The following is a 24,175-nucleotide window of genomic DNA, read 5'->3' on the forward strand; positions in this document are numbered from 1 at the left end:
AAACTGATCTAGAGGAAATGGTGGACGGTGCAGGGATCGAACCTGCGACCTTTCCCGTGTGAAGGGAACGCACTACCGCTGTGCTAACCGTCCATCCCGCGCGGCGAGCCCTTGGGCCGCCGCGATCCCGATCGACCAGCGCTGACGCCGTCGATCCCGGAACGAGGGCCTTCTAGGGCCGGCTGCGCGGTGGCGTCAAGCTGCAGAACCGATGCGATCACCGATCGACATCGACGACCGCACCGGTTCCGGCCGGATTTCCGCTCCGCGCTTGTCGGCCGCCGCGGCGCCCCATCCAAGGAACGCCGGGTTCCGGCTGCCTGGAAGCGTCGCCGACCGCGCAATCCGTCGCCACGTGTTTCCGCCGTCTACGCGCGACATCCCGGTCGGGCTGTGGCGGAGAGGGGCAATTGGAGGTTAAGACGCCGCCATGGCTCCTCTTGTCCGCTTCGCGCCGTCGCCCACCGGCTTCCTCCACATCGGCAACGCGCGGCCCGCGCTGCTGAACGCGCTCTTCGCCCGCGCGAACGGCGGTCGCTTCCTGCTGCGGCTCGACGACACCGACCGCGAACGCTCGACCGAGGCCTTCGCCGAGGCGATCGAGACGGACCTCGCCTGGCTCGGCATCGTGCCGGACCTGCGCGCCCGCCAATCGGACCGGACGGCGGTATACGACGACGCCGCCGACAAGCTGAAGGCGCTCGGCCGGCTCTATCCTTGCTACGAGACGCCGGAGGAGCTGGAGCGGCGGCGCAAGCGCCAGCTCGGCCGCGGCCTACCCCCGATCTACGATCGCGCGGCGCTCGCGCTGAGCGACAACGAGCGCGCCGCCATGGAGGCGGAAGGCCGCATCCCGCATTGGCGCTTCAAGCTCGAGCCGCGGGCGGTCGCCTGGGACGACCTCGTCCGCGGCACGGCGCACGTCGATTGCGCCTCGCTCTCCGACCCCGTGCTGGTGCGCGCCGACGGCAGCTACCTCTACACGCTGCCCTCGGTGGTCGACGACGCCGACCTCGGCGTCACCCACGTGATCCGTGGCGAGGACCACGTCACCAACACCGGCGTACAGGTGCAGATCTTCGAGGCGCTGGGGGCTGCGCTTCCGGTCTTCGGTCACCACAACCTTCTGACGACGGCGGATGGGGAGGGGCTGTCGAAGCGCCTCGGCCACCTGTCGCTGCGGTCGCTGCGCGAGGCGGGCTACGAGCCGGCCGCCGTGCGCTCGCTCGCCGTGCTCAACGGCTCGGCCGAGGCTGTGCGCGCGGTCGCGACGATGGACGCGCTCGCCGAGCTCGTGAACCTCGCCCACATCTCCCGGGCGCCGGCCAAGTTCGATCCGCACGAACTCGACGGGCTCAACGCTCGCATCCTCCACGAGATGCCGTTCGCGGACGCCGCCGAGCGCCTGGACGCGCTCGGCATCCCGGCGGGCATCGCCGAACCTTTGTGGCTGGCGGCGCGGGCGAATCTCCACCGGATCGCCGAAATTCGCGACTGGTGGCAGGTGGTGGCCGGGCCGGTCGCGCCGGTGATCGCGGACGCCGTCGTGACCGACGCGGCGTTGGCGACGCTGCCGCCCGAGCCCTACGGCCCCGAGACCTGGAAGGCCTGGACCACCGCGATCCGCGAGCGGACCGGCGCCAAGGGCAAAGCCCTCTTCATGCCGCTGCGCCTGGCGCTCACCGGCCTGGAGCACGGGCCGGACCTGGCTGCCCTGCTGCCGCTGATCGGGCGCGATCGTGCGGCGCGGCGACTCGCGGGCGAGGCGGCCTGAGGCTATTCGGCGAGATCGAGGAGGTGCCGGCCTTCGCGGTCGTCGACCTCGATGATCCACAGGTCGGAATCGAAGCGGATCTCCTTGGTCAGGCGCTCCTCGGCATCGAGCGGCGTGCCCTCGGTGACCATCGCCACGAAACGGCGGCCGCCGGAATCCTCGCCCTCGAACAAAGCCTGCGGCGCCGGCCCGTAGAGGTCGGCGCGTCCGTCGAGGCGATCGACCTTGACGAAGATCGCGCCCGCCTCCGCCGCCCCGCGCCGCCGCTGAACCGCGGAGATGCCCTCGACGGCGAGGCGCCTCAGGTGGGCCGAGACCCAGAAATCGGAGCGCAGGCGCGGCATGGGACCTCCCAGTGCGGATGCGCGCCGGGCATGCGCCGCGCCGGACCGCGATGCAATCAGGCCGGGGGCAGGGCAGCGCGGGCGGCGAGCTCGCGCAGGGTCCGGCCGGCGGGTTCGCCCTTTACCGGCAGCTTGCGGTCGCGCTCGAACTTTTCGATCGCCGCGCGGGTGGTGGCGCCCATCAGCCCGTCGGCCTTGAGCGGCCCGTAGCCGAGCTTCGTCAGAGCCTTTTGCGCCTGCATCACCGAGGGCTGCGGTTTCGGTGCTGCGGCGGCCGCCTTCGGCGTGACCGAGGCGGTGGTCTCGCCGGACCGGATCAGGTCGGCGATCGCATCCCGGTTCGCAGGCTTGGCGGATTCGGCGGTCTTGGCCGGCGGCCGTGACGGCTCGGCGGGCCGCGCGGCTTCGGCCGCCATGTCCGGCGAAGCCTTCGGGACCGGGTCCTTCCGTAGCGCGTCTTGGCGAAGCGCGTCCTGGCGAATCGCGATCTTCGGCAGGATCGGCGCCGGGTGGCGGCCGGTCTGGTAGCCCAGCGCGTTCATCGAGACCATCACCACGGCGCCGAGCGCGACCACCCCGCCGAACAGCGTACCGGGGTTGCGCCGGCACATGCGCAAGGTCCCGCTGGCCACGGCCCCGAGCATCACCCGCCATTCCGAGGCGTCGGCATCGGTGATGGCTGCGCGAGGTGGTGTCGGGTGGCGGGCGGCCTTGGCCGGGCGTGCGCTGCGGGCCTCGCCGGCGACGGTGATCTCGCGATGGTCGCGCATCTCGGACATTCTGTCTCCCCGTTGCGTTTCGGATCAGCCGGCGCGGCGCAGGCGCGCGGCTTCGTCGGGCTCCCGCACCACCGTCGGCCCGCTGTCGAACAGGCCGAGCGGCAGGCGAACGACGGCGCCGGTGGCTGGCGCATTGCGGGTCGTGCGCACCCGGGCGGTCAGCGGCGCGGTGCCGAGCGCGCTTTCGGGCTGGCGGCAGGCCTTCGGCAGGCTGACGGTGACGGTCGTCCCCGCATCCGGCGCGCTCTCGATCGTCATGGCGCCGCCGTGCAGGCCGACGAGACCCTGCACCACGGACAGGCCGAGGCCGGTACCCTCGTGGGTGCGCTTGTAGCCGCCGGTCCCCGCCTGGAAGAACGGCGTGCCGAGCCGCGGCAGGTCGGCTTCCCGGATGCCGATGCCGGTATCCGAGACGACGAGGTCGAGGCCGGTCTCGGTCCTGCGCAGCGCCACCTCGACGCGGCCGCCGGCGGGCGTGAACTTCACCGCGTTCGAAATCAGGTTGATCAGCACCTGCCGGCAGGCACGCGAATCCGCGGTGATCTCGATAGAGCCGTGCGCGGGCGTCGGCACGAGGACGATTCCGGCCTCGTCGGCCTTGAGCTTCATCAAGTCGCAGCAGCTGCGCACGAGAGCTGCCGCGTCCACCGTCTCCGGCGCGTAATCGAAGTTGCCGCTCTGGATCCGGCTCATGTCGAGCAGGGTGTTGACGACGCTGAGCAGGTGCTGCCCCGAGGCGCCGATGATGCCGGCATATTCCCGCGCCCGCTCCGGCCCGAGCACCATCGCGCCTTCGCCGGCCAGCACCTCGGAGAAGCCGATGATGGCGTTCAGGGGCGTGCGCAGCTCGTGGGTGACGTTGGCGAGGAAACGGCTCTTCACCTCGTCGGCGCGCTCGGCCTCGGCGCGGGCCCGCTCCAGTTCCTCGGCATGGCGGCGATGCTCGGTCACGTCCCGGGTCACGGCGACGACGCCGACCGGGCCGGACGGACCCTGCGCGATCCGGTGCGCCCGCATCTCGACATGGATCAGCCGCGCACCGTCCTGCCGCCGCGCGGTCGGGTCGACGTTGAGGCGCAGCTGTACCGTGGCGGGCTTGCCCAACGCCGCGACATCGCTGATCGCCTGCAGGAAGGCGGGGCGGTCGGCGACGTGGACGCGCTCCAGCAGGCCGTGGCCGCGCAGGCGCAGGGCGTCGGTGCCGACGAGGGTCTCGGCCGAGGCCGACGCCTCGATCACCCGGCCGTTGGCGTCGTGCCAGGTGACGAGGTCGTCGATCGCGGCGAGCAGCATCCGGTCCCGGGCCTCGTTGTCGCGCATGCGCTTGCGCCATTGGCCCTCGTTGCGCATCTGCTCCAACACCTGCGCGGCGACGTGGCCGATGGCGGTGATGGCGAAGACCGGCAACGCCACGGTGGCCGAGAGCGCGACCGTCGGGCTGGTGACGATCCAAGAGCCGGCGAGCGCGACGCCGAGCACGCCGAGCATCGCCAGCAGGGACGCGGCGACGGTCGCCCGCTTCGAGCCGGAGACCACCGCTTCGAGCGGGATCGCCACGAGCCAGACGGTCGCGGCCGACTGCACGCCGCCGGTGAGCCCGGCGAGGCAGACGATCAGCCCGGTGAGGCCGGCGGAGGAGACCGCGTGAGCGACCCAGAGCGAGCCGGTGCGCGAGAGCAGGACGGCGGCGAGGACCGGTAGGAACAGGCTGGCGATGGCGAGGACTTCGATGCCCGAGGGCACGCCGCGCCACAGCAGGTAGGGCGGCAGCCCGGCCATCATCACCGCGCCGGTGGCGAGGCGCGAGACCAGGAAGCGCTCGTGGCGGAAGCGCACGGCCGCGTCCTCGATCGCGGATTCATGCACGAAGCTCGCAAGGCGGGCGTCGAGCAGCGCGGGCAGCCGGTGTTGAATACGCAAGACAGATACGCGCAACGCACAAGACCCAAGACCCGGGGCAGCCAACAACGCGGCATCCCAGGAAATACTCGGCCTTCGCGCCCCCCGGTTCGGTGACGAACGACTAGGAGCCGACCGTCGCAGACCCGGCTTAAACGAGTGTTGCGCGCCGGCTTCCGATCACCCGGATGCTTTCCACAACGTAACCGTGACTGTGCGCCGTCGTCCCGAATGCGGTTCGTTCACCATCGACGCCGATTTCCGCGCTCAGTTGACGGCGGGTTCAGGAAGTCGGCGCCACCCTCGGCCAGTCCAACCCGTCCGCCGTCCGGATCACCGTTTATGTCGTTCCTGTTGCGAGCCGCCCTGGTGATCGGCGCGTTGTCCTATTTCGCGGCGACGCGCGACCAGCCCTCGACGTCCGCGATCGGACCCGCAGCGACGGCGACGGCGACGGCGGCCGTGCGCGATCCGGCTGCGACGGTCCTGGCGACGGGATCGACGGTGCTCGCGACGGTCGGGTCCGCCTCGGCGGCCTGGAGCGCACTGCCGGCGGAGTCCCGCCAGCGTTTGGCGCAGGATGCCATGGCCGAGCTCGGCAGGCACGTCGGCACGGCAAGCGTCTCGCGCGACACCCTGGCGGACTCCGACCGCAAGGCCGCCTGGCGCGGTGCGGAGGGGCACTGACGACGCGGCGCGGACTGAGCTGCGACGCGCGAAGCCGGCTCTAACGCCGGCGGCCCATCAGCAAGCGAAAGGCCCGGCTCGTCACCGACCTCCGGGCGGGCTTCAAGACGACTTGCGCGCTCGTCCCGGCAGGGTCGTGCGGGCGGCAGGCCGTTCGACGGCACTTGCCCGGACCTTGCCCGTGTCCGGCGCATGGTGCGGCTGGTGCGCGTCGGCCGTGGCGGTGCGCTCGCGCAGCGGCCGGTCGAGGATCGCCGAGAGCAGGTCGCGGGCGGCCGGGCGATCGGTGGTGCGGAACAGGCGGACGAGCTCGAACACCCGCTCGGCCGAGCGCGACACCGCCTCGTCGAGGGTCAGGAAGACGTAGACCGCCTCCTCCTCGTGCAGGTCGGCGGCGCGCAGGCATAGGGTCAGCAGGTCGTAGCGCGAGCCCGGGTCCGGCGCGGCGCGCAAGAAGTTCGCCGGTAGCCCCAGGCCGTCGGACAGCGCGGCGATGAAGCCGGGCACGTCGTGGGCGGCGGACAGTCCGAGCAGCATCGCGCCGAGGTCGCGTGGCGGGGGCGGGCAGGGGCGAAGCGCCGCCGTGGCGGCGATGGCCTCGCGGATCGCATCGCGCCGGATCGGGTCGGCATGCAGGTAGAGCGGCGCGAGGTCGTCGGCCGCGAGGTCCGGGCGCGCCAGAAGCAGTCCGGCGAGGTCCGGGTCGGCGCGACCGCGGCCAACGAGGTGGCGGGCGCTGTCGCTGCGCAGGGTGATCGCGAGGTTCCCGGCCAGCGCCCGGTCGATCGCCGGATCGCCGCGCTGCGCCAACTCGGCGACGACTGCGCGGGGCAGGCCGGGCCGCCCGGCCATCGCCGAGCCGAGGTCGGCGCCGTCGAGGAGCGCCGCGTCGATCAGGGCGGGCGAGAGCGTGACGGCTGTCCCCAGGACGATGTCGCGGACGCGGCCGCCGCGGGCGGCGAGGGTGGCCAGAACGGATTGCGGCGTGTCGGCGAAGGGCGCGAGCTTCTCCGCGACGATCGCCGCCGTCTCCTCGTCGACGATCGGGATCAGCCCGCCGGCGAGGGATGCGAAGGACTCGATGTCCGACTTGTCGCGGTTGGCCGCCTGCACGAACAGATCGGTCTGGACCCGCAGGATGACGGGCTTCAGGTCGAGATGCGCGATGCGCGACAGTTCGATCAGCCCGGACAGGTCGGGCGCGACCTCGACGGATGGGGGCATGGCACTTCGGATACGCAGGAACTGCAACGACCATCACGCTAGGGCCTTTTGCGTGAATCGACCTTTAATCCTCCTTCCCGACGGCCGTGTCGTCCTGCGCCAATCTTGCCTGCGCCAATATTGGACCCGATCGATCGATACGTGCCTCAGGCCTTGGTCCCGCTCACCGTGACGCGGCCCTCGACCGGGTAGGCCGGATCGTTGTAGCCGGGCGTCGAGGGGTGGCCGGTCACGACGAGGCCGTCGACCAGGGCCTCGTCCTCTGGGGTGAAGGCGTAGTCGAGCCCGCCGAGGTAGTCGGTCCACTGCGCCAGCGTGCGCGGACCCGCGATGACCGCTGTCACCGCGCGGTTGTTCATCACCCAGCCGAAGGCGAACTGGCCGGCGGTGATGCCGCGGGCCTCGGCATGGTCCTTCAGGGTGCGGGCGATGCGTAGCGATTCCGGGCGCCATTCCGTCTGCATCATCCGCGTGTCCTGGCGGCCGGCGCGGGTGTCGGCCGGAGGCGGGGCGTCGGGATCGTACTTTCCGGTCAGCACGCCGCGGGCGAGCGGCGAGTACGGCACCACCCCGAGGCCGAAATGCGCGCAGGCCGGCAGGTGCTCGGTCTCGGGCATGCGGTTCAAGGCGTTGTAATAGGGCTGGCTCACCACCGGCCGGTCGATGCCGTAGGCGTCGCACAGGCGGCAGATCTCGGCGATGCGCCAGGAGCGGTGGTTCGAGACGCCGAAATGCCGGATCTTTCCCTGTCGGACCAGCGTCTCCATCGCCCGCACGGTCTCGTCGAGCGGCGTCGCGTGATCCTCCCGGTGGAGGTAGTAGATGTCGATGAAGTCGGTGCCGAGCCGGCGCAGGCTCTCGTCGGCGGCGCGGAGCACGTGGACGCGCGACAGGCCGCGGTCGTTGGGTCCGTCGCCCATCGGGTTCGCCACCTTGGTGGCCAGCACCCAGGCATGCCGGTCGGCGGCGATCGCCCGGCCGGTGATCTCCTCCGAGACGCCGGCGTTGTAGACGTCGGCCGTGTCGATGAAGTTCACGCCCGCCTCGCGGGCGCTGGCGACGATGCGCGCGGAATCGGCCTCGTCGGTGGCGCCGCCGAACATCATCGTGCCGAGGCAGATCGGCGAGACCTTGAGGCCGGAGCGGCCAAGCGTGCGGTAATCCATCGGATGCGATCCTGCGTCGTTGGGTTGCGGGGCTATCTCGGCCGCGCTCCGGTGCGGTCAACCGTCTTCGCGCGTTCGAAACCGAAAACGGCCCGCATCCGTAACCGTGGGGCGAACCCAGCGAATGGATCGCGAGCGTTCCCCGCCGGCCGTTCCGGGCCGCGAACCGTCACCGACAGCCGATACGAAGAGCCGCCATGTCCGACGCCCGGTCCCACGCCCTGCCGCTGCCCTGGCTCGACCGCACCGGGCGCCTTTCGCTCCTGAAGCTCGCGGCGTTCCTGCTCGCCGTCGCGCCGGCCTGCTACCTCGCGGGCGCCTACGCGACGAACACCCTCGGGCCCAAGCCGATCACGGCGCTGATCCACGGCACCGGCGAGTGGACCATCCGCTTCCTGCTGGCCTCCCTTGCGGTCACGCCGCTGCGACGGGTGGCGAACTGGCCGAAGCTGATCAACGTCCGCCGCCTTATCGGGGTCACCACCCTGGCCTACGCGCTGGCGCACCTGACGCTCTACGTGGTCGACCAGAACTTCGACCTCGCCAAGGTCGTGTCCGAGATCGCACTGCGGTTCTACCTGACGATCGGCTTCGTCGCGCTCCTCGGCCTGATCGCGCTCGGCGCCACCTCGACCGATGCTGCGATCCGGCGGATGGGAAAGAACTGGACGCGGCTGCACAAGGCGGCCTACGCGATCGGCATTCTCGGCCTGCTGCACTACTTCCTGCAATCGAAGATCGACGTCTCCGACCCGGTGTTCTGGACCGGGCTCTTCGTGCTGCTGATGGGCTGGCGCCTGATGCAACGCGTCCGCCTGCCGATGCGGCCGTGGTCGCTGGCGCTGCTGGCGGTCGCCGCCGGCCTCGCGACGGCGGGGATCGAGGCGGCGTGGTACGGGATCAAGAGCGGCATCCCGGCCGACCTCGTGCTCGGCGCCAACCTCGACTTCTCCGACGTGATCCGCCCCGCCTGGTGGGTGCTCGCCATCGGCCTGCTGCTGCCGGTGGTCGCCCTGGTTCGCGGGATGCCGGCTGCGCGCAAGCCCGCGCCGCGGGTGGAGCGGCCGCACCGCGTCCAACCGGCCGGATGACCGCCTTGCTCCCGGAGGCACGCGGACGCACAACCCGGCCGGCCCCGACGCGGGCCGAACGGAGCTCGACCTGTCCATGCGCGGTTTCCTGAGCCGATCCCTGTTCGCCCTGGCGCTCGTCGCCCCCAGGGCGGCACTCGCGGCCTGCCCCCTGCCGGAGCCGCCGCCGGCCTCGGCCAAGCCGGAGAAGCCGGCCCTGCCGGCAAAGCCCGCCTGCCTCGACGCCAAGGGCGGATGCCCCGGCTGGGAGGCCTACAGCTACAACGACGCGATCAAGGCCTACAACCTGCAGCTCCAGGCCTTTCGGCCTCTGGCCGAAGGCTACCTGCAGAAGCTCAACGCCTACGTGAAGGCGAGTGCCGACTACGCGCAGTGCGAAGTCAAGTCGATGCAGTAGCCGCCGCTTCGCGACGGCGTCGCCGACTGCTAGGATCGGCCGATGAGCGCTCAGCCCAAGCTTCGGCCCGATCCGGGAATGACCGTGGATCAGTTCCTGACCTGGGCCGAGGATCGACCTGGCCGCCACGAAATTCTGAACGGCGAAGTCTTCGCCATCTCGCCGCAGCGCGCACGGCATGCCCGCGCCAAATCTAGGATCTTCGTAGCCTTGCACGCCGCGGTTCGTGCCGGCGGCCTCCCGTGCGAGTTGTTTCCGGACGGCATGACCGTGCGGATCGATCCGACCACTGCTTTCGAGCCGGACGCCCTCGTCGTGTGCGGCTCCCGGATGGATGCCGACGCGGTCGAGGTGAACGATCCGTTGATCGTCGTCGAGGTGATCTCGCCGAGCACCAAGGCGATCGACACCGGCGTCAAGTTCGCCGGGTATTTCAGCCTCGCCAGCGTGATGCACTACCTGATCGTCGATCCCGTCAAACGCCTCGTCATCCATCACCGCCGTGGCGCCGAGGTGATCGAGTCGCGGATCGCGGCCGACGGCGTGCTCCGGCTCGATCCGCTCGGCCTCGACGTGCCGGTCGCCGAGATGTTCGCCGACGCCTGAGCCGCCTCGCTTGACCCGTTCGGACGCCGGTGCGAGAGCGCGGGCAGATTTCGAAGGGACGACCGAATGACCGCTCAGCTCGACCTCCTGGTGCTCGGCAACGCCATCGTCGACGTCATCGCCCGCACAGACGAGGGCTTCCTCGCAGACCAGGGCGTGCCGAAGGGCGCGATGGCGCTCATCGACGAGCCGCGCGCCGAGGCGTTGTTTTCCGCGATGGGGCCGGCGACGATCGTGTCGGGCGGGTCGGGCGCCAACACGGCGGTCGGCGCCGCGCTGCTCGGCGCCAAGACCGGCTTCGTCGGCAAGGTCCGCGACGACGAGCTCGGCCGCCTGTTCAGCCACGACCTGAAGGCGACCGGCGTCGCCTTCGGCGTGCCGGCCGCGACCGACGGCCCCGCCACCGCCCGCTGCTTCGTGCTGGTGACGCCGGACGGCGAACGCACGATGAACACCTATCTCGGCGCATGCCAGGGCCTGTCGCCCGCCGACCTCGACGAGGCGGTCGTCGAGAGCGCCCGCGTCGTCTACCTCGAAGGCTACCTCTGGGACCCGCCGGCCGCCAAGGACGCGTTCCGCAAGGCGGTGTCGATCGCGCACGGTGCCGGCAATGCGGTGGCGCTCACCCTCTCGGACGCGTTCTGCGTCGGCCGCTACCGCGACGAATTCCTCGGCCTGATCCGAGACGGCAGCGTCGACATCCTGTTCGCCAACATCGGCGAGCTGCAGAGCCTGTACCAGACCGACGACCCGGACGCGGCGCTCAAGGCCTTGCGCGACGAACGCGACGGCCGCGGCAAGCACCTCCTCGGCCTCGTCACGCGCTCGTCCGAGGGCGCGATGGTGGTGAAGGGCGGCGAGATCCGCTCGGTCGAGGCGTCGCCGGTGCGCGAGGTCGTGGACACCACCGGCGCCGGCGACCTCTTCGCCGCCGGCTTCCTGGCCGGGCACGCCCGCGGCCTCGACTACGTCACCGCGGCCCGCCTCGGCGCGCTGGCGGCGGCGGAGGTGATCCAGCACATCGGCGCCCGGCCGCAGGGCGACCTCGTGGCGCTCGCCAAGGCGCAGGGCCTGATCTGAGGCGTCAGGGCCGCAGCAGCACCTTGCCCACCGCCTCGCGGCGGCTGAGGATGCCGAGGGCCGCGGCGTAGTCTTCGAGGGGGTAGGCGCCGTGCACCCGCGCGGTCAGCCGACCCTCGGCGACCCAGGCCAGCATCTGGCGCTGGTTTTCGCGGTGCACCTCCGGCTCGCGCTCGGTGAACACGCCCCAGTGGACGCCCATCACGTCGAGTTCCTTGAGCAGCATGATGTTGAGCGGCAGGCGCGGGATCTCGCCGGCGGCGAAGCCGACGACGAGGAGGCGCCCGCGCCAGGTCAGCGCGCGGAAGGCCGGCTCCGAGAACGCGTCGCCGACAGCGTCGTAGACCACGTCGACGCCCTTGCCCCCGGTCGCCTCCTTGAGGGCGTCACGCAAGGTCGCCGGGTCGTAGACGAGGCCGATCTCGGCCCCGTGCTCGCGCGCGACCGCGAGCTTGTCCTCCGACGAGGCGCAGGCGATGACGCGGGCGCCGAGCAGCGCCCCGAGTTCCACCGCCGCGAGGCCGACGCCGCCCGAGGCGCCGAGCACCGCGAGCCATTCGCCCGGCCGGACCTTCGCGCGGTTGCGCAGGGCATGCAGCGAGGTGCCGTAGGTGATCGTCAGGCCCGCCGCCTGCTCGTCACTCACGCCGTCGGGCACGGGGGTCAGCAGGCGCACTGGGACGGTCACCCGTTCGCGGCAGGCGCCGTACTTGGCGTGCACGATCACCCGGTCGCCGACCCGCACGCCCTCCGCGCCGGGGCCGAGCGCCTCGACCACGCCGCAGGCTTCGCCGCCGGGCGAGAACGGCAGCTCCGGCTTCACCTGGTAGCGCCCGGCGATGATCAGCGTGTCGAAGAAGTTGAGCGCGGCGACCGAGACCCGCACCAGCGCCTCGCCGGGGCCGGGCACGGGATCGGGCAACGTCTCGATCGACAGGTCGTCCGGTCCGCCGAGCCGGGTGCAGAGGAGAGCCTTCATCGCGCGCGTTCCGTTGGTTTGGTCATCCGCCCTCGATCGATCGAGGCCGGCTATGCGCCTCAGCGCCGCTGGTAGGTCCCGGTGAGCGAGCCCTTTGCCAGGACGTGGCCTCGCATCGCGTCGAGCAGCGCGCCGCGGCCCGGGGAGGGCGACAGGTCGAGGCGACGGTCGAGGGCGTAGACCTGGAACAGGTAGCGGTGCGCGCCGTGACCGCTCGGCGGGTCCGGCGGCAGCCAGCCGTCCTTGAGGAAGCTGTTCTTGCCCAGATCCACGGGCGCATCCGCGGTCAACGCGCCCTCGGCGAGATCCGACATGGCCGGCGCTAGGTTCCACGCGATCAGATGCACCAGCGGATGCGGCGTCGGGCTGTCGGCATCCTCCGCCAGGATCACGACGGCGGCCGTGCCGGCCGGAAGGTTGCTCCAGGCAAGCGGCGGCGAGGTTCCGTCACCGTCCGCGGTGAAACGGGCCGGCAGAGCCGCGCCGTCGGCGAAGTCTGGGCTCGTCAACGCGATCGTCGCCGGAGCGTCGGGGAATTCGGCGTGAAAGACGGCCTTCTCGAGCCCGGCCTTGAGGTCGGACAGGGCATGGCCCACGGCGGCGGGTATCTTCTCGAGCATCGCGTCTCCTTCGGGGACCGCCCGGTGGTGGCAGGGTTGGGCAGGGGCGCCCTAAGCCGGCTTCTCGGCCGCCAGCATGTAGTTCACCGCCGTGTCGCGGCCCACCCGCCATCCGTCCGTAAGCGGGTTGTAGACGACGCCCGTCGTGTCGGTCACGGACAGGTCGCCGCCCCGGAGCGCAGCCGTCAGCTCGGACGGCGTCACGAACTTCTGCCAGTCGTGCGTGCCCTTCGGCAGCCAGCCGAGGACGTATTCGGCACCGACGATCGCGAGCGCGAAGGAGCGCATCGTCCGGTTCAGCGTCGCGGCGAAGAGCAGGCCGCCCGGCTTCACCGCCGAGGCCGCGGTGCGGACGAAGGCCGGCATGTCGGAGACGTGCTCGATCACCTCCATGATCAGCACCACGTCGAAGGTCCGGCCCGCGGCGGCCACCGACTCGATGGTCTCGGCCCGGTAATCCACGGGCACGCCCTCGGCCTCCGCATGGCGGCGGGCGGCGGCGATGTTCTGCACGGCCGGGTCGAGGCCGGTGACGTCGGCGCCGAGGCGCGCCAGCGGCTCGGACAGCACGCCGCCGCCGCAGCCGACGTCGACCACCGAGAGGCCGTCCAGCGCGAAGGGCGTCTCAGCCGAGCGCCCGTAATGGCGGCAGACCGTGTCGCGAATGTAGGCGAGGCGGACGGGATTGAAGCGGTGCAGCACCCGCATCGGCCCGCGCGGGTCCCACCACGTCGCCGCCAGCGCGTCGAACCGGGCGATTTCGGCCGGGTTCACCGACCCGGTGCGCGCGTGCGCGGCGCCGCCCGCGGCGGTCTCGTCGATGCTCATCCGCTCTCCTTGAGGGTCCGTACCAGGCAGTTGGAAACACGCGCCGGCCCGACCGGTTCGCACGGGCGGCCGAACTTCGCAGCGGAACGCGGCAGCGGAATCGGCGGCGTGTTGACAGGTCCCGACCCCGCTTGTACCCGCCGGACGCCGGTGCGGTACAGCGATCGGCGCGGTCGCTCGGAAATCCCCGCGGGCCGTCCTACACGCCCGGTCCCGATGCGCCCGGATCGGCCGATCGACGAAGTTTGAGAAACGCGGACGCTCCATGCCCCGTCTGGTGATGAAATTCGGCGGCACCTCGGTCGCCAACGTCGAGCGCATCCGCAACGTGGCCGCCCACGTCGCCCGCGAGGTCGCGGCCGGCTACGAGGTCGCGGTCGTGGTATCGGCGATGTCGGGCAAAACCAACGAGCTCGTCGGCTGGGTCAAGGACGCCGACGGCGACTACGACGCCGCCGAGTACGACGCCGTCGTCGCATCGGGCGAGCAGGTCACCTCCGGCCTGCTGGCGATCGCGCTGCGCAAGGCCGGCATCGCGGCCCGCTCCTGGCAAGGCTGGCAGATCCCGATCCAGACCTCGGACGCGCACGGCTCGGCCCGCATCGAGGAGATCGACGGCGCCCGGCTCGACGCCGGCTTCAAGCGCGGCGAGGTGGCGGTGATCGCCGGCTTCCAGGGCATCCATTCCGAGACCGGCCGGATCACGACTTTGGGCCGTGGCGGGTCGGACACCAGCGCGGTCGCGATCGCCGCCGCGATCGGCGCGGAGCGCTGCGACATCTACACCGACGTGGACGGGGTCTACACCACCGACCCGCGCGTCGTGCCGAAGGCGAGGCGCATGGAGCGCGTCACCTTCGAGGAGATGCTGGAGATGGCCTCCCTCGGCGCCAAGGTGCTGCAGGTCCGCTCCGTCGAGCTCGCCATGGTGCACCGGGTGCCGACCACGGTCCGCTCCTCCTTCGATCCGCCGGACGCCGCGCGCCCCGGCACCCTCATCTGCGACGAGGAAACCGACGTGGAACAGCAGATCATCACCGGGATCGCCTTCGCGCGGGACGAGGCGCAGATCACGCTTCGCCGTGTCAAGGACAGCCCCGGCGTCGCCGCCGCGATCTTCGGGCCGCTCGCCGACGCCAACATCAACGTCGACATGATCATCCAGACCGTGTCGGGCGACCAGTCCACCACCGACATGACCTTCACCGTGCCGGCGGCCGACTACGACCGCGCCCGCACAGTGCTCGATCGGGCGCACGACACGATCGGCTTCGCCCAGATCGAAGGCGCCACCGACGTGGTGAAGGTGTCGGCGATCGGCGTCGGAATGCGCAGCCATGCCGGCGTCGCGGCCAAGGCGTTCCGGGCGCTCGCCGACAAGGGCATCAACATCCGCGCCATCACCACCTCCGAGATCAAGTTCTCCGTGCTGATCGACGCGGCCTATACCGAGCTTGCCGTCCGCACGCTCCACTCGCTATACGGCCTGGATCAAGCTTGAGTCTTGCAGGCCCGTCCGACGGGTTCGACCTGAGGTTGCCCGGCGCCGACGTTCGGCGCCGCGCTGACAGGGGATTGACCAGACGATGCCCGCTGCGCCCGGAGGCCCGCGCCTGCTGCTGCGCCGCCTTCGCGAAGCCATGGCGGAGCCGGTCAGCCCCCAGGCGCGCCTGGACCGCATCGTCGTGGTCATCGCCGCCAACGTCATCGCCGAGGTCTGCTCGGTCTACGTCCTGCGCGACGACAACACGCTCGAGCTGTTCGCGACGGAAGGCCTCAACCGCGAGGCGGTCCACCTCACGCGGATGCGTGCCGACGAGGGCCTCGTCGGCCTGATCGCGCAGACGGCCGAGCCGCTTTCGCTCTCCGACGCGCAGACCCACCCGGCCTTCTCCTACCGCCCCGAGACGGGGGAGGAGGCGTATCACGCCTTCCTCGGCGTGCCGTTGCTGAGGGCCGGCAACACGCTCGGCGTGCTCACCGTCCAGAACAAGACCTACCGCGTCTATTCCGACGAGGAGATCGAGGCGCTCCAGACCACCGCCATGGTGCTCTCGGAGATGATCGCGTCCGGCGAGTTGCAGGGGCTGGCGCCCGACGCCGGCACCGCCGCGCGCCGCGCGGTCAGCGCCCGCGGCGTGGTGCTCGCCGACGGCATCGGCCTCGGCCACGTCGTGCTGCACGAGCCGCGTATCGTCGTGAAGACACTGATCGCCGAGAACGTCGAGGCCGAGATCACCCGGCTCGAAGCCGCGATCGAGGCGGTGCGCTCGGCGATCGACGCCCTGGTCGAGCGCGGCGACAAGATCGGCACCGGCGAATCGCGGGAAGTGCTGGAGACGGTGCGCATGTTCGCCCACGACAAGGGCTGGCTGCGCCGGATGCGCGAGGCGGTGGTCTCCGGCCTCACCGCGGAGGCCGCGGTCGAGCGGGTCCAGTCGGACAACCGCGCGCGGATGATGCGCCAGAGCGACCCGTACCTGCGCGACCGCCTGCACGACCTCGACGACCTCGCCAACCGCCTGCTGCGCCGCCTCACCGGCCAGGAGGGCGCGGGCTCAGGCGCGTTCCTGCCCGACAACGCCATCCTGGTCGCCCGCTCGATGGGGCCGGCGGCGCTCCTCGACTACGACCCGTCTCGGTTGCGCGGCGTGGTGCTGGAGGAGGGCGGCCCGACCAGCCATATCGCGATCGTCGCGCGGGCTTTGGGCATCCCCGCCGTCGGCGAGGTCGAGAACGCGACGGCGCTCTGCGATTCCGGCGATGCGATCATCGTCGACGGCGTCTCGGGCGAGGTCCAGGTCCGCCCCGGACCCGAGATCGAGGCGGCCTATGCCGAGATGGTGCGCCTGCGCGCCAAGCGGCAGGAACAATATCGGGCGCTGCGCGACGTGCCCGCGATCACCCGCGACGGCATCCGCATCGGGCTCCACCTCAACGCCGGCCTCCTCGTCGACCTCGGGCACCTGAACGAAACCGGCGCCGAGGGCATCGGCCTGTTCCGCACCGAGCTGCAGTTCATGGTGGCGCAGCGGATGCCGTCGGCGGCCGAGCAGCAGGCGCTCTACGAGGCGGTGTTTTCCGCCACCGGCGACCGGCCGGTGACGATCCGGACGCTCGACATCGGCGGCGACAAGATCCTGCCGTACATGCCCAAGCTCGAGGAGGAGAACCCGGCGCTCGGCTGGCGCGCGATCCGCATCGGCCTCGACCGGCCGGCGCTGCTGCGGGTCCAGCTGCGGGCGCTGCTGCGGGCGGCGGCCGGGCGGCCGCTCAAGATCATGTTCCCGATGGTGGCCACCGTCGACGAGTTCGTGCGGGCCAAGGCCATCGTCGATCGCGAGAAGGCGCACCTGCGCCGCCACGGCCATCCGCTTCCGAGCGATTGCCGCCTCGGCGCCATGGTCGAGGTGCCCTCGCTGCTGTTCCAGATCGACGAAATCGCGAAGGTCGCCGACTTCCTGTCGGTCGGCTCGAACGACCTCATGCAGTTCCTGTTCGCGGTCGATCGCGAGAACCGCCGGGTCGCCGACCGGTTCGATCCGCTCTGCGCCGCCGCGATCCGCGCCTTCCGGCTGATCGCCGAGCGCGCCGACGCGGCCGGGTGCCCGGTGACGGTGTGCGGCGAGATCGGCGGCCGTCCGCTCGAAGCGATGGCGCTGATCGGGATGGGGTTCCGCGACCTCTCGATGTCGCCGGCCTCCATCGGCCCGATCAAGGCGATGGTGCTGAGCCTCGACGCGCGGGCGATCGCCGACGTGATCGACGCCGAGATGGCCCGCTCTCACGACGGCGCCTCGCTCCGCCCGGCGCTCGCCGCCTTCGCCAAGGCCCACGGCATCCCGGTCTGAGCGCACTGCGCGTCAAAACCGGTCTCGTTTCCGTCAGCGTCCCAGAGTAGACCCCGGTCGATGATTCCCTTTCCCCCCGACCGCCTCGACGCCATCCTCGTGCGCCACGACATCGTCACCGGCACCCTCGCGGCTGGCGACGGAAGCTCGGAGAGCATCGTCCAGCTCTCCCGCGAGCTGTCGGACCTCGATCCCGTCGTCGCCGGCATCCATGCCTACCGTGCCGCCGCCGCCAACCTCGCCGAGGTCGAAGCGCTGATCGACGAGCCCGGCGGCGACCCGGAGATGCGCGCGCTGGCCGCCGCCGAGAAGCCCGACGCCGAGGACGCGCTGATCAAGGCGCATCGCGATCTGCAGCTGATGCTGCTGCCCAAGGACGCGGCCGACGAGAAGAGCGCGATCCTCGAAATCCGAGCCGGCACCGGCGGCGACGAGGCGGCGCTCTTCGCCGGCGACCTGTTCCGGATGTACGCGAAGTACGCCGACACCAAGGGCTGGAAGGTCGAGGTGATCTCCGAGAGCGAGGGCACGGTCGGCGGCTACCGCGAGGTCGTGGCGGAGGTGAAGGGGCGTGGCGTGTTCGCCCGCCTGAAGTTCGAGAGCGGCGCTCACCGCGTCCAGCGCGTGCCTGACACCGAGGCGCAGGGGCGGATCCACACCTCCGCCGCCACCGTGGCGGTGCTGCCCGAGGCCGAGGAGGTGGACATCGTCGTCAACGATTCCGACCTGAAGATCGACACCATGCGCTCGCAGGGCGCCGGCGGTCAGCACGTGAATAAGACCGAATCGGCGATCCGCATCACCCACCTGCCGTCGGGGATCGTGATCTTCGTCCAGGAGGAGCGCTCCCAGCACAAGAACCGCGCCCGCGCGATGTCGCTGCTGCGCGCCAAGCTCTACGACGCCGAGCGTACAGCCAAGGATGCCGTCCGCGCCGCCGACCGCAAGTCGCAGGTCGGCACCGGCGACCGCTCCGAGCGCATCCGCACCTACAACTTCCCGCAAGGCCGGGTCACCGACCACCGCATCAACCTCACCCTGTACAAGCTGGAGGAGATGCTCGCCGGCACCGCGCTGGACGAACTCGTCGACGCCCTGGTCACCGAGCACCAAGCCGAGCTGCTGGCCGCCGAAGGCATGTCGTGAGCCCGTACCGCGTAAGGCTGGCCGCAGCGCGGCTCCCTCTCCCATGGGGAGAGGGGTGGGGTGAGGGGCGTGACCTCTCCGGACGGTTCTCATCCCTCACCCTGTCCCCCTCCGCCCCGGAAGAGGGGACCCGCGCCATGCTCGGACAGCGTGCCGCTGTTGCATCCGCTGAATTGCGGGCCTCGGCGAAGCAGCCTTGAGCGCCGCAGCGATCGTGCATCCCGCCGACAGCCGCAGCGATGCGCTTCGGCGTCTCACCAGCACCTTCGTAGCCGAGGGTGTGCCCGAGGGCGACGCCCGCTTCCTGATGCTCGGCGTGCTCGATCTTCGCGCGATCGACCTCGCGCTGCACGGGCAACGTGTACTCGGGCCGGGAGAGGCGAATAGGCTGGAGGTCGCAGCAAGGCGCCGCCTGTCCGGCGAGCCCGTGGCTCGCATCCTCGGGGCGTGGGAGTTCTGGGGCTTGCCGTTCCGCCTGTCGCCGGAGACGCTGGTGCCACGGCCGGACACCGAGACCCTGGTCGAGGCGACGCTCGCCTCGATCCCCGACCACGCGGCGCCGGTCCGCATCCTCGATCTCGGCACCGGCAGCGGCTGCATCCTCGTCGCCTTGCTGAGCGCGCTGCCGAACGCCACCGGGATCGGGCTAGACCGGTCGTGGGGCGCCCTGAGGACGGCGCGCGCGAACGCGCGCGACAACGGCGTCGCCGAGCGCGCCGGCTTCGTCGCCGGCGATTGGTGCGATGCCCTCGGCGCCCCGTTCGACCGCGTGGTCTCGAACCCGCCCTATATCGCGAGCCCGGTGATCACTGGGCTCGACCGCGAGGTGCGCGAGCACGACCCCCTCGCGGCCCTCGACGGCGGCGATGACAGCCTCGGCGCCTATCGGCGGATCGTTGGGGCGGTGTCTCGGGGCCTGCTGGCGCCGGGCGGCTCGCTCCATCTCGAAATCGGCTACGATCAGGCCGAGGCCGTGACCGACTTGGGGGCGACGGCCGGCCTTCGACCGGGCGGCATCGTGCGCGATCTCGCCGGGCACGCACGGGTCGCATCGTTCACCTCGAGCGCCGAAGCGGTGTCCGCGTAGCGGATTCGCGGCAACGATCCTGCGAAAGGCGACGAAATCCCCATCACGTTTTTGCAGGAACGGCCCGTGCGACTTGCGGTTCGTGGACGATCCGTTAAGAGTACCGATCGTAGGTTCGGCATGGGTCATCCTTCGCGGGATGTCGGCCGAGCGCTCCACCGCCGATCAGACGCAGGCTCGGGTTCGAGCAGCGGCGCGGCGGTTTTCGAACCGGACAATCGACACGCGTCTTGGACGCAAGCGTAGGCCCCGAGGGATCGGGACAGACGGCTGGTAGGCGAGCGGTTCGTGGATCAAGTCCGATGATCCCTCCGCGGGCGCCGGCGAGGACCCGCCTGGCGGCGCCTCGGGAGCCCGGCCCCACAGCCCGAACCCCAGACCAGACGCGCTCGCAGTAACGAGGGTCATCTGAGACCGATGAGACCAAACCAGAACCGACGGGTGCGCGGCCGGAACCGGCCGAAGGGCCCGAATCCGTTGACGCGGTCCTACGAATCCAACGGTCCCGACGTCAAAGTCCGCGGCACCGCCCAGCATATCGCCGACAAGTACGCGCAGCTCGCGCGCGACGCGCAGGCGGCGGGCGACCCGGTGGCGGCGGAAAACTATTTCCAGCACGGCGAGCACTATTTCCGGATCATCTCCGGCGCCCAGGAGCAGGGCCGCCCGCAGGCTGGCGCCGGCTACGCCTCCCGCGCCTACGACGACGACATGGAAGACGGTGACGACGAGCAGGGCGGCGAGGCCAACGGCCAGGGCTATGCCGGCTACGCCGCCGAGTACGGCGATCCCGGCCAGCAGCCGCAGCCCTACGACAACCGCGGCGAGGGCGGCCAGCAGGACGGGCGCCAGGATCGCAACCAGAACGATCGCGGCCAGAACGACCGGTTCGGCCAAAACCAGAACCGCGGCGACCGGCAGGAGCGCCGCGACCGCTTCCAGAACAACCGCAACGACCGGCCGCGCTTCGACAACGGCGCCCGCTTCGACAACCAGCGCCCGGACGGCAACCGTCAGGACGGCAATCGGCAGGATCAGCCGCGCCAGGATAACGGCCAGCGCTCCGACTACGACCGTCAGGACGCGCCCCGGCAGACCTTCAATCGCCAGGAGAACGGGCGGCAAGAGAACGGGCGCCAAGAGAACGGGCGCCAAGAGAACGGGCGGCAGGAGTATCCTCGCCAGGAGAACAGGCAAGAGAACCGGCAAGAGAACCGGGCCGAGTTCACCCGCCGGGACCAGCCGCGCGAGGACGTGTCTCGGCAGGACATCGCGCGACAGGACCCGTCGCGCCAGGAGCAGCCCCGCACCGACGCGCCGCGCGACAGCCGCTACGAGAACGGACGCACGGAACAGCCGCGCCGCGAGTCGCGCCAGGACGTCCGCACCGAGGCACCCGTCCGCGCCGAGGCGCCCGTGCGTGCCGAAGCGCCGGTGCGCCCGGACTCCCCGGCTCCCGCCCGTCGCGAGCGCCGCCGCGAGGAGCCGCGCGCCGTCGCCGAGGATGCGGCCGGCCTGCCGGCCTTCCTGATGACGCCGCCGCGGCTTCCGGCCGCCTCGGAGGCGCCCGTCGTCGAGGCGCAGGCGCCGAGCCAGCCCGTGACCGACGGCGACGATGCCCCGGCCCCCAAGGTCCGCCGCCGGCGCCGCCCGCGCTTCGAGGGCATCGAGGCGGAAGGCGGCGCCGAGGGCAAGACGCCGGACGGCACCGGCTCGGGCGAGTAATCGCCTTCACGACTCCATCGAAGGCCGCTCCGGTTCTCCGGGGCGGCCTTTTTTCTTTGGCGCTAAAGCCCGGCGATGGGCACCTACGATCGCACCCAAGAACAATCAGGATAGGCGCGGACTGAGTGGATCAGCCGACGGCGGCGAGCAAAATCGGCGAACGGCGCCAGATCCCACCCCCAGGCGTCGCCGGCTTTCGACAGGACGACGGGTGCCCGTTCGCGCAGCGTCTGAAACGCCGCGACTCAGTCCTCGTCCGCCTCGGCGAGGGCGACGGCCGGGCTCGGCCCGCGATAGCCGGTCGCCAGCACGTAGAGTTCGCTCGAATCGGCCCGGCTGGCGTTCGGCTTAACGTGGCGGACCAGCGCGAAGTCGCGCTTCAGGTCGGAGAGCAGCGCGCCCTCGGTGCCGCCCTGCAGCACCTTGGCGAGGTAGGCGCCGCCCGGCGCGAGGATCTCACGCGCGAACTCGGCCGCCGTCTCCGCAAGGCCGATGATGCGCAGGTGGTCGGTCTTCTTGTGCCCCGTGGCGTTGGCGGCCATGTCCGACAGGACGAGGTCGGCCGGGCCGCCGAGAAGGCCGGTGAGGCGCTTCGGAGCCTCGGGATCGAGGAAGTCGAGGGTGATGAACTCGACGTTCTGCATCGGCTCGATCTCGAGCAGGTCGATGCCGACGATGCGGCCGGTCTCGCCGACGACCTTCGCCGCGACCTGCGACCAGCCGCCGGGCGCCGCACCGAGGTCGACGATGCGCTGGCCGGGCTTGAGCAGCTTGAACCGCTCGTCGATCTCCATCAGCTTGAAGGCCGCCCGCGAGCGGTAGCCCTCGCGCTTGGCCCGCTGCACGTAGGGATCGTTGAGCTGCCGCTCGAGCCAGCTCTTCTGCGAGTGGGTGCGCCCACGGCCGGTCTTCACCCGCTGCTTGAGCTCTCCGCGGACTCCACCCGTCGCGCCCGCTCCGCCACGCCTGTCGGTCACCGGTAGCCCCCGCGGCGCCAGACGCCGTCTTCCCGCATCATGTTCATCAAGAGTCCTTCGCGCAGGCCGCGGTCGGCGATGCGCAGGCGCTCGGCTGGAAACGCCCGGCGGATCGCCTCCAAGATCGCGCAGCCGGCGAGCACCAAGTCGGCACGATCGCGGCCGATGCAAGGGTTCTCGGCCCGCTGGTCGAGGCGCGTGTCGAGCAGGTCGTCGATCGCGCCCGAGACCTCGGCGTCACTCATCCACAGTCCGTCGACGCGGCGGCGCTCGTAGCGCACCAGACGCAGGTGCATCGCCGCGATGGTGGTGACGGTGCCCGATGTGCCGAGCAGGTGGAAGCCGGGGGCGATCGCCGCCGCCGCCGCACGGATCGCGAAGGGGCCCAGCATCTCGGCCACCTCCTCGACCATGCCCTCGAACATCATCCGCGTGACCTCGGAGCCGCCATGGCGCTCGGCCAGGGTGACGACGCCGACGGGCAGCGAATCCCACGCGCGGATGCGAAGCGTCGGGTCGGTCGAAGGGTTGGCGGCCGCGCCGTCGAGCCAAGCGATCTCGGTGGAGCCGCCGCCGATGTCGAAGATCACAACGGATTCGGCCAACGGGTCGGCGAGCGCCGCGCAGCCGGTGACGGCGAGGTAGGCCTCGGTCTGCCGATCGACGATCTCGAGATCGAGGCCGACCTCCGCGCGCACCCGCGCGACGAAGTCGGCGCCGTTCACCGCGAGCCGGCACGCCTCGGTGGCGATGATCTTGGCCCGGCCGACGCCGCGGGCGCGCATCTTCCCCTTGCAGATCCGCAGCGCGTCGATCGTCCGCTCGATCGCCGCCTCGCTCAGGCGGTCGGAGTTTCCGAGCCCCTCGCCGAGCCGGACGATGCGCGAGAACGCGTCGATCACCCGGAAGCCGTGCGAGGACGGCTCGGCGATCAGCAGCCGGCAATTGTTGGTGCCGAGGTCCAGGGCCGCGTAGGCGTTGCGGCGCGTGTCGCGATGCGAGACCACGGGGGCGGAGCCGGGTGCCCCTGCCGGTGGCGCGCCCTGGGGGCGGGCCGGCGCGGTCGCGCCACTCTCGTCCCTCATCGGCGTCGCCGCGCTTTCCCATCCTTGGCCCCGGCGAAGAGCCCGGCCATCATTCGCATCCGACCCTACTCGCTCGGCGGCGAACTGCAACGTCCGTTCGCAGCACCCGGCCCTGCATCCACGGTCGCCCGTGGCGAACGCCCTGTGAGATCAGGCCATCGCCTTGGCGAGGCTCGCGGCGCGGGAGGTGGGACGCAGCAGGCTCTTCACTTGGGAATAGGGGCGCGGCCGGTTGATGACCTCGTCGAGGCGCGACCACAGCGTCTTGGGCGAGAACGGCTTTGCAATGATCTCGTTGACGCCGAGGTTGATCGCCCGGTCGACGACGTTCCGGCGCGGCTGGGCGAGCATCAGGATGATCGGGATCGTCGGGCAGGGCGAGGTCGAGGGCGTGCGGGCCAGCCGGATGAACTCCTCGCCGGAGAGGATCGCGAGGTCCCAGTCGATGATCGTCAGGTCTGGCTTGCTCTCGGCCAGCACGCCGAGCGCCTCGGCCCCGTCGGGCGCCTCCAGCACGCGCTTGATGCCGACGCGCATCAGCATGTCGCGCACGATTCGGCGGATGTAGAGGCTCTCGTCCACGACGAGGGCGGAATAGTCCGGGAAGGTCGGGGTCGCGATCATTCGGGGGGCGGCACGCGGGCCCCGGCGGAGGCGGGAGCCTGTAGCCCTGCATACGCCACCGCCCTTTGCGCTTCCCTAACGGGGCGGCACCGCGTCGCGCCGCCCGGGTGCGCCGACGAGAAAGTGATGGAACTCTCGGTGGATCGACAACAAGGTCCTTGCGGTCAAGCCCCAATTGCGTCAGGACTGAGGCGTTATTCTTGGTT

General features: G+C 71.1%; 22 protein-coding genes and 1 tRNA gene. 11 read left to right on the forward strand and 12 right to left on the reverse strand.

Annotation, left to right across the window (positions count from 1 at the left end):
* Positions 1-18 precede the first annotated feature (18 nt).
* A tRNA-Val gene (locus tag FV226_RS01240) sits at positions 19-93 on the reverse strand.
* A 337-nt stretch (positions 94-430) separates the two neighbouring features.
* On the opposite strand from FV226_RS01240, the gene gltX reads away from it, so the two are divergent.
* Positions 431-1,774 carry a glutamate--tRNA ligase gene (gene gltX / locus FV226_RS01245; protein ID WP_147761479.1) on the forward strand — a complete coding sequence of 448 codons (1,344 nt, stop codon included), beginning with the start codon at positions 431-433 and terminating at the stop codon, positions 1,772-1,774.
* Positions 1,775-1,776: 2 nt separating this feature from the next.
* On the opposite strand, the gene FV226_RS01250 is transcribed toward gltX, so the two are convergent.
* The 3 genes from FV226_RS01250 to FV226_RS01260 are packed head-to-tail and all read right to left on the reverse strand — an operon-like array spanning position 1,777 to position 4,817.
* Positions 1,777-2,118, reverse strand: a complete 342-nt coding sequence (locus FV226_RS01250; protein WP_147761480.1) for a DUF1491 family protein — start codon at positions 2,116-2,118, stop codon at positions 1,777-1,779.
* A 56-nt stretch (positions 2,119-2,174) separates the two neighbouring features.
* Positions 2,175-2,888, reverse strand: a complete 714-nt coding sequence (locus FV226_RS01255; protein ID WP_147761591.1) for a peptidoglycan-binding domain-containing protein — start codon at positions 2,886-2,888, stop codon at positions 2,175-2,177.
* 33 nt (positions 2,889-2,921) lie between these two features.
* Positions 2,922-4,817, reverse strand: coding sequence for a PAS domain-containing sensor histidine kinase (locus FV226_RS01260; RefSeq protein ID WP_147761481.1), 1,896 nt, complete (start codon positions 4,815-4,817; stop codon positions 2,922-2,924).
* A 321-nt stretch (positions 4,818-5,138) separates the two neighbouring features.
* Here FV226_RS01260 and FV226_RS01265 point away from each other — a divergent pair, with 321 nt between their 5' ends.
* Positions 5,139-5,483 carry a hypothetical protein gene (locus tag FV226_RS01265; RefSeq protein WP_147761482.1) on the forward strand — a complete coding sequence of 115 codons (345 nt, stop codon included), beginning with the start codon at positions 5,139-5,141 and terminating at the stop codon, positions 5,481-5,483.
* 102 nt (positions 5,484-5,585) lie between these two features.
* On the opposite strand, the gene FV226_RS01270 is transcribed toward FV226_RS01265, so the two are convergent.
* Together FV226_RS01270 and FV226_RS01275 are read right to left on the reverse strand one after the other, a co-directional pair.
* Positions 5,586-6,707: a DUF2336 domain-containing protein gene (locus tag FV226_RS01270; protein WP_147761483.1), complete on the reverse strand. Its 1,122-nt coding sequence runs from the start codon at positions 6,705-6,707 to the stop codon at positions 5,586-5,588.
* Positions 6,708-6,853: 146 nt separating this feature from the next.
* Positions 6,854-7,873 (reverse strand): aldo/keto reductase, encoded by a 1,020-nt coding sequence (locus tag FV226_RS01275; RefSeq protein ID WP_147751074.1) that lies wholly within the window; start codon positions 7,871-7,873, stop codon positions 6,854-6,856.
* A 197-nt stretch (positions 7,874-8,070) separates the two neighbouring features.
* On the opposite strand from FV226_RS01275, the gene FV226_RS01280 reads away from it, so the two are divergent.
* From FV226_RS01280 to FV226_RS01295, 4 genes are all read left to right on the forward strand, one after another.
* Entirely contained in the window at positions 8,071-8,964 is an 894-nt protein-coding gene (locus tag FV226_RS01280; RefSeq protein ID WP_147761484.1) for a protein-methionine-sulfoxide reductase heme-binding subunit MsrQ, read from the forward strand.
* Between the two features lie 76 nt (positions 8,965-9,040).
* On the forward strand, positions 9,041-9,361 hold the full coding sequence (locus FV226_RS01285) for a hypothetical protein (protein ID WP_147751076.1): 321 nt from the start codon (positions 9,041-9,043) through the stop codon (positions 9,359-9,361).
* Between the two features lie 42 nt (positions 9,362-9,403).
* Positions 9,404-9,967: a Uma2 family endonuclease gene (locus tag FV226_RS01290; protein ID WP_147761485.1), complete on the forward strand. Its 564-nt coding sequence runs from the start codon at positions 9,404-9,406 to the stop codon at positions 9,965-9,967.
* Positions 9,968-10,033: 66 nt separating this feature from the next.
* Positions 10,034-11,047 carry an adenosine kinase gene (locus tag FV226_RS01295; protein ID WP_147751078.1) on the forward strand — a complete coding sequence of 338 codons (1,014 nt, stop codon included), beginning with the start codon at positions 10,034-10,036 and terminating at the stop codon, positions 11,045-11,047.
* Between the two features lie 4 nt (positions 11,048-11,051).
* Here the strand turns inward: FV226_RS01295 and FV226_RS01300 are convergent, their stop codons facing one another.
* Genes FV226_RS01300 through ubiG form a run of 3 tightly spaced genes read right to left on the reverse strand, consistent with a single transcriptional unit; the run spans position 11,052 to position 13,474 of the window.
* Positions 11,052-12,026 carry an NADPH:quinone oxidoreductase family protein gene (locus FV226_RS01300; protein ID WP_147761486.1) on the reverse strand — a complete coding sequence of 325 codons (975 nt, stop codon included), beginning with the start codon at positions 12,024-12,026 and terminating at the stop codon, positions 11,052-11,054.
* Positions 12,027-12,085: 59 nt separating this feature from the next.
* On the reverse strand, positions 12,086-12,646 hold the full coding sequence (locus tag FV226_RS01305) for a YbhB/YbcL family Raf kinase inhibitor-like protein (protein ID WP_147761487.1): 561 nt from the start codon (positions 12,644-12,646) through the stop codon (positions 12,086-12,088).
* Between the two features lie 51 nt (positions 12,647-12,697).
* Positions 12,698-13,474, reverse strand: coding sequence for a bifunctional 2-polyprenyl-6-hydroxyphenol methylase/3-demethylubiquinol 3-O-methyltransferase UbiG (gene ubiG / locus FV226_RS01310; protein ID WP_147751081.1), 777 nt, complete (start codon positions 13,472-13,474; stop codon positions 12,698-12,700).
* Between the two features lie 265 nt (positions 13,475-13,739).
* On the opposite strand from ubiG, the gene FV226_RS01315 reads away from it, so the two are divergent.
* The 5 genes from FV226_RS01315 to FV226_RS01335 all read left to right on the forward strand — a co-directional run bounded on the left by FV226_RS01315 (position 13,740) and on the right by FV226_RS01335 (position 21,283).
* A complete protein-coding gene (locus tag FV226_RS01315) occupies positions 13,740-14,975 on the forward strand; it encodes an aspartate kinase (RefSeq protein WP_147751082.1) in 1,236 nt (411 codons plus the stop codon).
* 85 nt (positions 14,976-15,060) lie between these two features.
* Entirely contained in the window at positions 15,061-17,325 is a 2,265-nt protein-coding gene (gene ptsP / locus FV226_RS01320) for a phosphoenolpyruvate--protein phosphotransferase (protein WP_147751083.1), read from the forward strand.
* Positions 17,326-17,385: 60 nt separating this feature from the next.
* Positions 17,386-18,471 (forward strand): peptide chain release factor 1, encoded by a 1,086-nt coding sequence (prfA, locus tag FV226_RS01325; protein ID WP_147751084.1) that lies wholly within the window; start codon positions 17,386-17,388, stop codon positions 18,469-18,471.
* Between the two features lie 196 nt (positions 18,472-18,667).
* Complete coding sequence (gene prmC, locus FV226_RS01330; RefSeq protein WP_246685336.1) at positions 18,668-19,558, forward strand: peptide chain release factor N(5)-glutamine methyltransferase; 891 nt, start codon at positions 18,668-18,670, stop codon at positions 19,556-19,558.
* A gap of 441 nt (positions 19,559-19,999) precedes the next feature.
* Positions 20,000-21,283 carry a DUF4167 domain-containing protein gene (locus tag FV226_RS01335; RefSeq protein ID WP_147761593.1) on the forward strand — a complete coding sequence of 428 codons (1,284 nt, stop codon included), beginning with the start codon at positions 20,000-20,002 and terminating at the stop codon, positions 21,281-21,283.
* 245 nt (positions 21,284-21,528) lie between these two features.
* On the opposite strand, the gene FV226_RS01340 is transcribed toward FV226_RS01335, so the two are convergent.
* The 3 genes from FV226_RS01340 to FV226_RS01350 form a co-directional block, all read right to left on the reverse strand.
* Positions 21,529-22,260, reverse strand: a complete 732-nt coding sequence (locus FV226_RS01340) for an RlmE family RNA methyltransferase (protein ID WP_147761488.1) — start codon at positions 22,258-22,260, stop codon at positions 21,529-21,531.
* A complete protein-coding gene (locus FV226_RS01345; protein WP_147753470.1) occupies positions 22,257-23,345 on the reverse strand; it encodes a Ppx/GppA phosphatase family protein in 1,089 nt (362 codons plus the stop codon). The genes FV226_RS01340 and FV226_RS01345 overlap by 4 nt, the downstream gene beginning before the upstream one ends.
* A gap of 150 nt (positions 23,346-23,495) precedes the next feature.
* On the reverse strand, positions 23,496-23,969 hold the full coding sequence (locus FV226_RS01350; RefSeq protein WP_147753471.1) for a response regulator: 474 nt from the start codon (positions 23,967-23,969) through the stop codon (positions 23,496-23,498).
* Positions 23,970-24,175 lie beyond the last annotated feature (206 nt).

The organism is Methylobacterium sp. WL12, from assembly GCF_008039475.1.
Lineage (GTDB): Bacteria > Pseudomonadota > Alphaproteobacteria > Rhizobiales > Beijerinckiaceae > Methylobacterium > Methylobacterium cerastii.

Bases quoted from the DNA above. Each gene is read 5' to 3' on its own strand.
- FV226_RS01305 (WP_147761487.1), bottom strand. From the start codon at position 12,646: ATGCTCGAGAAGATACCCGCCGCCGTGGGCCATGCCCTGTCCGACCTC.
- FV226_RS01255 (WP_147761591.1), bottom strand. From the start codon at position 2,888: ATGCGCGACCATCGCGAGATCACCGTCGCCGGCGAGGCCCGCAGCGCA.
- FV226_RS01290 (WP_147761485.1), top strand. From the start codon at position 9,404: ATGAGCGCTCAGCCCAAGCTTCGGCCCGATCCGGGAATGACCGTGGAT.
- prfA (WP_147751084.1), top strand. From the start codon at position 17,386: ATGATTCCCTTTCCCCCCGACCGCCTCGACGCCATCCTCGTGCGCCAC.
- FV226_RS01315 (WP_147751082.1), top strand. From the start codon at position 13,740: ATGCCCCGTCTGGTGATGAAATTCGGCGGCACCTCGGTCGCCAACGTC.
- ubiG (WP_147751081.1), bottom strand. From the start codon at position 13,474: ATGAGCATCGACGAGACCGCCGCGGGCGGCGCCGCGCACGCGCGCACC.
- FV226_RS01250 (WP_147761480.1), bottom strand. From the start codon at position 2,118: ATGCCGCGCCTGCGCTCCGATTTCTGGGTCTCGGCCCACCTGAGGCGC.
- FV226_RS01285 (WP_147751076.1), top strand. From the start codon at position 9,041: ATGCGCGGTTTCCTGAGCCGATCCCTGTTCGCCCTGGCGCTCGTCGCC.
- gltX (WP_147761479.1), top strand. From the start codon at position 431: ATGGCTCCTCTTGTCCGCTTCGCGCCGTCGCCCACCGGCTTCCTCCAC.
- FV226_RS01275 (WP_147751074.1), bottom strand. From the start codon at position 7,873: ATGGATTACCGCACGCTTGGCCGCTCCGGCCTCAAGGTCTCGCCGATC.
- FV226_RS01345 (WP_147753470.1), bottom strand. From the start codon at position 23,345: ATGAGGGACGAGAGTGGCGCGACCGCGCCGGCCCGCCCCCAGGGCGCG.
- FV226_RS01300 (WP_147761486.1), bottom strand. From the start codon at position 12,026: ATGAAGGCTCTCCTCTGCACCCGGCTCGGCGGACCGGACGACCTGTCG.
- FV226_RS01295 (WP_147751078.1), top strand. From the start codon at position 10,034: ATGACCGCTCAGCTCGACCTCCTGGTGCTCGGCAACGCCATCGTCGAC.
- ptsP (WP_147751083.1), top strand. From the start codon at position 15,061: ATGCCCGCTGCGCCCGGAGGCCCGCGCCTGCTGCTGCGCCGCCTTCGC.
- FV226_RS01265 (WP_147761482.1), top strand. From the start codon at position 5,139: ATGTCGTTCCTGTTGCGAGCCGCCCTGGTGATCGGCGCGTTGTCCTAT.
- FV226_RS01350 (WP_147753471.1), bottom strand. From the start codon at position 23,969: ATGATCGCGACCCCGACCTTCCCGGACTATTCCGCCCTCGTCGTGGAC.
- FV226_RS01270 (WP_147761483.1), bottom strand. From the start codon at position 6,707: ATGCCCCCATCCGTCGAGGTCGCGCCCGACCTGTCCGGGCTGATCGAA.
- FV226_RS01280 (WP_147761484.1), top strand. From the start codon at position 8,071: ATGTCCGACGCCCGGTCCCACGCCCTGCCGCTGCCCTGGCTCGACCGC.